The sequence below is a fragment of the Planctomycetaceae bacterium genome (assembly GCA_041398785.1).
In the GTDB taxonomy this organism is placed as follows: domain Bacteria; phylum Planctomycetota; class Planctomycetia; order Planctomycetales; family Planctomycetaceae; genus JAWKUA01.
Genome location: JAWKUA010000041.1, coordinates 23,517 through 30,538, shown reverse-complemented (window position 1 = coordinate 30,538; position 7,022 = coordinate 23,517). Strand labels below are relative to the sequence as shown.

Genomic DNA, 7,022 nt, shown 5'->3' with positions numbered 1-7,022 from the left:
GGAAAACGTCGAACTGCCGCTGATGTACGGACGAAAGATGTCCGCCCGCGCACGCCGCAAGCGGGCTCGCGAAGTCCTGGAACAGGTCGGTCTGGGCGATCGCACTGGTCACCACCCGGCTCAGCTTTCCGGAGGCCAGCAGCAGCGAGTCGCCGTGGCTCGCGCACTTGTCACGTCGCCGACCATCCTGATGGGTGACGAACCGACCGGTAACCTGGATTCCAAAACCAGCCGCGAAGTCATCGAGATGTTCAAGCGTCTGAACGAAGACAACGGCATCACGGTGATCGTGGTGACTCACGACATGGGAGTCGCCCGGCACGCCAAACGCATCCTCGTGTTGCGCGACGGCCGCATCGAAACCGACACCACGTCCTTCGACGAGGCGTTCCAGTCGCTGCACGCAATGGAAGTCGAAGACTAACCGCCACGCGCCGCGCGACCGTACGACGGAACGCCCCTCACGGCGCGACCAGAGGCCGATTGCGGCACTCACCGGGTTCCCGCCTGCGCGGGAATGACGCACGCCGGCCGCCATTCGCGATACCGTCCGCCGGAACTCCCATCCCGTCGGACGGAAACAGTCGCTGCTGAATTTCTGAACCGGACGCTTGACGACAAATAGACAAGTGTCTCTAATACAAATAGACAGACGTCTACAGGAAGCTGGCTGGAGAGAAGACGGATGAAGAAACAGAAGTCAAACGCATCGCGCGACGCTCGGCTGCCGGATGCTGAAACGGACGTCCTGGCCTGCCTGTGCCGCGAAGGCCCGCTGACGGCCGCGGAAATCCGCAAACGTCTGGAGCCGCGCCGCCCGATGGCTCACGGTTCTGTGGTCACGCTGCTGAAGCGGCTTCAGGAAAAGAAGCTTGTGAAACGGGCCAGATCCGGTCAGGGCAAGTCATTTCTTTATCAGGCAGCTCGGCCGGCCGAATCGTCGCTGCAGCAGTTGGTCGCACGGATGGCGGATCGTGTGTTTGGCGGCAGCGGAGTCGCCATGCTGGCATCTCTGCTGGATGTTCGCCCGCCATCGGCGGAAGAACTGGCCGAAATGCGCCGCCTGCTGGAACAACATGATGCAAAGGGTGAGTAGCGGCTCGTCGACTGCCACGGGTCGCGGTCGCCAGCGGTTTCAGACAATATCTCACATCCATCGGGAGTCACGCAAATGGCGACATTCATCGAAATGGCCGATCGATTCAGTCCGCACTGGTGGAACTGGGTGACGACCGCCGCTCTGCAGTCAGCCGTCGTTGCTGCAATAGTGCTGCTGGTCGTGACCGCAGGGCGACGCCACATGTCGGCTGTATTGCAGGCAGCGCTTGTGACGCTGGCGTTCGTGAAGTTTCTGCTGCCGACCGTTTGGCCGGTAACAGCCGGAATGTTTGGACTGATGTCCGCCGACGCATCGGCGCCACAGGATGCGGCGACCGGCCCCGCAGCAGTGGCGGCTCTGCACGACGCGTCGGGCAATTCGCAGGCGATCGGTTTCAGCGCGGCAGAACCGCCGGATCCGTTTCGTCAGTCCGATCAGAATTCACCCGCGGCATCGACACGACTTGCATACTTCGAGGGGCGGGACGTCGCAGCGCCTGACTTGCGCGCAATGTACGCGACCGATCGCGCAGGTTTGCAGGACGCCGCAACCGCGCCGTCGCCGGTGACCTGGCTGCTGCTGCACGCGACGGGATCATTTATTCTGCTGTCGCTGATCGTGCGGGTTGCGTTCTCGCTGAGACACAGGATCGCCGAGGCGGCTCCGGTTGAAACCGGAGAGGCGTTCCGACTGTTCGTAGCTGTTCGGCGGGAACTTGGCATTCGGCGCGACATTGCGCTGCGTGTGTCGGCGGACGTCGCATCGCCGCTGGCGGCGGGATTGCTGCGACCGATGGTTCTGATTCCGCGACAGTTGCTCAATGAACTCCCGGCCGGTGAACTTCGCGCGCTGTTTGCCCACGAACTGGCCCATCACCGACGGTTCGATCCGTGGGTCAATCTGTTTCAGGCAGGCGTCCTGTGCGTGTGGTGGTTTCATCCGCTGGCGTGGGCGCTGCATGTCGTGTCGCGGCGAATTCGCGAACAGTGCTGCGACGACGTCATCCTGCAGCGCGGCGTGACAACGGTGCGGGAGTATTCCGGGCTGCTGTTCCGAATGGTGGGTCACCTGTCAGATAAAACGTACCGGCAGCCGCTCCTTTCGGGCGCCGGACATCTGTATTCGCTGGTGTCTCGAATGCAGCACATCGTGGATGGAAATACCCGCCGCTCGGCGGCGTTATCGTGGCGATCACTCCTGGTACTGACTGCCGCCGCGGTGATCCTGCTGCCAGGCTTCAGCGCCTCGCTGTCGGTTCAGACGGGACAGGGTCAGGAACGCAAGTCGACGGACCAGGCAACGATCGACCAACCTGAACCAGCCTTCAGTGGACCGTCATCCCTGCCGCGGGGCGCAATTCTGCAACTTGGTTCGGATCTCTTCCGACACAACGCAGATACAATTTCGAGAGACGTTGGCCGGCTGTTTCTTGCTGACAACAAGACGGTCATCGGACACTCCAGGCCAGGGCATTTGCTGTACTGGGATGTCAGTACCGGCGAAGCAACACAAGAACCGGAGTTCGGCGACCAGGAAATTGCCTTCTTCCGGTTGTCGCCCAGCAGGACACAGATTGCAGCACACAGCGTTGAAGAAGACTTTGACACTGCGACTCGAGTGAACGTCGTCAATGTGTTCGGCGTCGAAGGAGGACTGAAGTCTTCGTTCCGCTGGAAGGAAACTTTCGGCGCGCCGACGGAAATTGTCTGGATGCCGGACGATCGAAACCTCATCACAGCCACTTCCACCGGAACACTACGCATCTGGGACGTGGACTCGGGGAGCGAAGTTCTGGTACACGAAGAGGGCCACAACGAGACATCTTCCGTTGGCGTCTCAGCAGACGGTCGCACGGTCGGCTGGGTGGCTCAGAACAGGACGGTTCACCTGTGGGACTGGCAGACACAACAGGTGCCAACGGTACTGCCTTCCGAGGAACGTATCGAGTTTCTGCAGTTTTCTCCGACGAGTGACCTGTTTGCCACAACGGGCGAACGGGAAACGCCGACACAGATCTGGAACCTGAAGACTCGTACCGTCGAACGGACACTCAGTGAGGCCGGATCAGAGTTACTCCACGCTGCCAATCTCAAGTTTGCCCCGGACGGGCGATCGATCGCGACTTTTTCCTTCGGTAGTCAGGCCGTCACATTGTGGGACGTTCAATCGGGTAAGCGGATTCAAACACTGGATTGCGCCCGAATGAAGTTGCAGTTCGTGGATATCAGTCCGGACAGCCGATGGCTTGTGGTCGGCGACTATGGAGCGATCTTCACGGTCTTTGATCTGGAAACAAGTCGGCGGATCAACAGCGACACGGAGAGTTCCGGATGGACTCATGACGTGCAGTTTTCCCCTGACGGGACAGAGATTCTGACGGCGGATGGCGATGGGATCGTGCGAATCTGGCATGCCCGCTCCGGACAGGTCAGAACGATGCTGCGTCATAATGACAGCGTGCGGGCAATCGCCGCATCGACTGACGGTCGCCTGATCTGCTCGAACAGTACAGATGACACAATCAGGCTGTGGAACGCCGAAACGGGACAACAACTCGTGTCACTGCCTGGCCACACCAGGTACGGCGGCAACAGAGCGGCGATGTTCACACCTGATGGCAGCCAACTGCTGACATGGGGCGACGACATGTTCCTGCGGGTCTCGGACGTGCGCGACGGCCGAGCCGTACATGAACACACGCTGAAACCGGAAGGAGTTCCTCCGGCGAATAACGGTGCGGGCGGTATGATGGCGATGATGATGAGTAGAATGCACCTCAAAGGCGGACAGTTTTCGCGCGATGGCCGGTACTTCGTCCTTGGACTGCATGACGGACTTTGCCTGTTTTCCGTTTCCACGGGTGCTGAACTCAAGCGCATCGCCGTGCCAAACCTCGCTACGGCTGCGGTGAATCAGAACGCTCAACGGATCGCTGCTGTCGCGGCACTGCCTGAAGAACCACGGCAGGTTCTGTTCAACGATTCCCTGTATCGGCAGGCACCTCGCGAGAATAACGACGTTCTAAAGATGCTGGCACCGGCATCGGACGAACCCATCTGGGAGCGGCAGCTGGTTCCCCTATCCGTGCGCGACCTCAAATTTTCCGGCGATGACAGAATGGTGGCCGTCAGTGGATACAGGCGGGGCGATGATGCGACAGGTTTTGAAGTTCACATCTTCGACGCAGCGACGGGCGACCTGCTGTATCACCTGCCGGAAATTCCGCTACTGGTTCGTAAGATCGCATTTTCGCCGGACGGTCAGCGGCTCGTGACGGCGCTGGCGGATTCGACTCTGCTGGTGTGGGATCTGAATCAGTTTCGTGTGGATCCGGATGCAGCGCCGCCCGTCCGGTGAGCAACAACGAAGAGTCGCTGCGGCCATTTCTCCAGGTCATCTTCGGAAATCCACGACGAGCCGCCGCCTTCGCCTCACCGCAATGGAAGCTTGTGCAGACTCTGAGCAACCCGGCCGTGGAATAGTCTCACGGGTACAGCCTTTGTTAGAATGTTCGGGTCTGAAACCGACATTTTGGAACCAGGCTTTGTCCGGAGAACTGCCTTGTCAACTGCCACGAAACGAGAGCCGACAATTCGTGCATTCCTCTGCTGCGTGATCCTTGCATTCGGCGTCGGTTCGCCCGTGCACGCCGACGACCGCGATCGTCAGGTTGCTGAATGGGTGATTCTGATGGGCGGCAGCGTGAGGCTGGAAGGGCAGCCGAACCGCATTCAGGAAATCAATGCATTGCCCGCTGCCGATTTCCGGCTGGAACTTGTCGATCTGGTCGGGGCCAACATTCTGCCTCCCGATCTAAAGTGGCTGGAAGGTCTGCCGCGTCTGCGGACTGTGAATCTGCCGGGCCCGATGTGGAATCCCAGTTCCGGCGCGGACATTAACTACAGCAGGGATCTGGGACACCTCGCCCAACTGCAGACACTGGAAGAACTCACGTTCAGTTACACCTATCTGGTTGGCATCAAGTTCGGTGACGAGGGACTTGAAGCCATCGCTCCGCTGGGTCCGAATCTGCGGCTGCTGAGTCTGGAAAACACCGACGTGCGGGGCCATCACCTCGCTCCCTTCACGAATCTGGAATCGCTCGATCTGGTCTACTGCCCCGTCGACGACGAAGGGCTGCAGCAGATGCAGGGACTTACCAGGCTTCGACGCCTGCTGCTTCGCGATGCGCTGATCAGCGACGACGGGCTGTCGTCGCTGAGCGGTCTGCATGACGTAGAACACCTTGACCTTGGCGGCACAAAGATCGGCGATGACGGTCTGGCTCGTCTTCAGCACATGACGAAGCTCCGAAAACTCAGCCTGCAGGGAACGAAGGTCACCGACGCGGGGCTTCAGCACCTGGCCGGCATGGCGGATCTGGAAGAGCTGGATCTGTACGGCACCAAAGTCAGCAACGTCGGTGTCGACGCACTGAAGGGTCACAGCCGGCTGAATACCGTTGACCTGCGCTACACGCGCGCGACACGCGGGGGCGTCGAAGCCCTGGCGGCTGTTCGACCGGATTGCGAAATCGTCTTTGTGGACCTGGCCGTTCGGCCCTCCATTCCTGAAGGTGCCGACCGGATGATCGCCGGGCAGGACGAATCCGCCGTGGCGAAGTGGGTCCATGACATCGGCGGCACGGCCGATTTCGACGGCGACCATGTGACTTCGGTTTCTCTGGCCAACACAAGCGTGACCGACGAACTCCTGTCAAACCTGACCGGGCTGTCTCAGCTTCGGCTGCTGGATCTTCAGTTCACGGAAATCAGTGACCTGGGAGTCCGGCATCTTGCCGAAATGCAAAGCCTGTCCGAACTCGATCTGAGCGGAACGATGATCTCCGACGCGGGACTGCCGCAGCTATCCGGGCTGGAAGAACTGCAGCGCCTGAAGCTGACGAATACGCTGGTCGACGGCACCGGATTCCGGCAACTGAACACACTGCACCCGCTTGAACTGAACCTGTCCGGTTCACCAATCTCGGACGACGGCCTGGCTTACATCGCGGAACTGACGTCGCTGCAGTCGCTGGCGCTGCCGTTCACGGATGTCACCAACGACGGGCTGCAGCACCTGACAACGCTGCCGAACCTGACTCGGCTGGACCTGGCCGGAACTGACATCGGCGACGACGGTCTGGTCCATGTTGCAAAACTCACGAAACTGACAGACCTGCTGCTGAGTTATTCACGAATCACCGACGACGGAATGAAGCACCTGACTTCGCTTGCTGAACTGCGACAACTGGGATTGATCCGAACACGGCTGACGGACGTCAGCATGACGATCGTCGGTGGGTTCCGAAACCTTGTCGACCTGAACCTGGACTATACCGATGTCAGCGACGAGGGGCTGAAGTCGCTCAGCGAACTGCACGAACTGCAGCGGCTCAGCCTGGACAGCGCCAACGTCGGTGATTCCAGCGGTGAGCTGCTGTCGAAGTTTTCAAAGCTGACGCTGCTCAACCTTTACCACACACTGTTCAGCCAGCAGGGCCACGAACAAATTAAAGCCGCGCTGCCCGACTGCGAAATCATCTGGGATCCGCTTTCCAGCGACGCGACACGCCGACGAAGCTGAGTCACTCGACCGTGAGCAAACACCTGGCACACTCCCGGCAGTTGCATTCGGTCGCCCGGGTGCCGCCATAACACAGTCCGTAATTTCTGACGGTTCCAGCCTCTTTCCTGCCGACAAACGAATCCTCACAGTGGTACGGGATGCATCCCTCCGCGTTCCGGATTGGAATGAAGACTCATGAGCTGCCGAAAACTCATTTGCCTGATGCTGTTGACCCACGGCTTCGTATTCGGTGCCTGCCGGGCTGACGACGTTTCGTGGATCGACGACCTGGGAGGACGTTATTCTCGCAATGACGCCGGTCAGGTTGTGTCCGTCGATCTGCAGCGCGCATGGG

At 59.9% G+C, this 7,022-nt stretch carries 4 protein-coding genes; all 4 read left to right on the top strand.

Features of this window, described 5'->3' with window-relative positions; genetic code table 11:
• Positions 1 to 424 (top strand): ABC transporter ATP-binding protein (locus R3C19_26220; protein ID MEZ6063858.1); only part of this gene is annotated, 424 nt, incomplete at its 5' end.
• Positions 425 to 685: 261 nt separating this feature from the next.
• Entirely contained in the window at positions 686 to 1,096 is a 411-nt protein-coding gene (locus tag R3C19_26215) for a BlaI/MecI/CopY family transcriptional regulator (protein MEZ6063857.1), read from the top strand.
• 75 nt (positions 1,097 to 1,171) lie between these two features.
• Positions 1,172 to 4,456 (top strand): M56 family metallopeptidase, encoded by a 3,285-nt coding sequence (locus R3C19_26210; protein MEZ6063856.1) that lies wholly within the window; start codon positions 1,172 to 1,174, stop codon positions 4,454 to 4,456.
• Between the two features lie 204 nt (positions 4,457 to 4,660).
• The gene (locus R3C19_26205; protein ID MEZ6063855.1) at positions 4,661 to 6,685 is read left to right on the top strand and encodes a hypothetical protein; all 2,025 of its coding nucleotides are present in this window, start codon (positions 4,661 to 4,663) and stop codon (positions 6,683 to 6,685) included.
• Positions 6,686 to 7,022 lie beyond the last annotated feature (337 nt).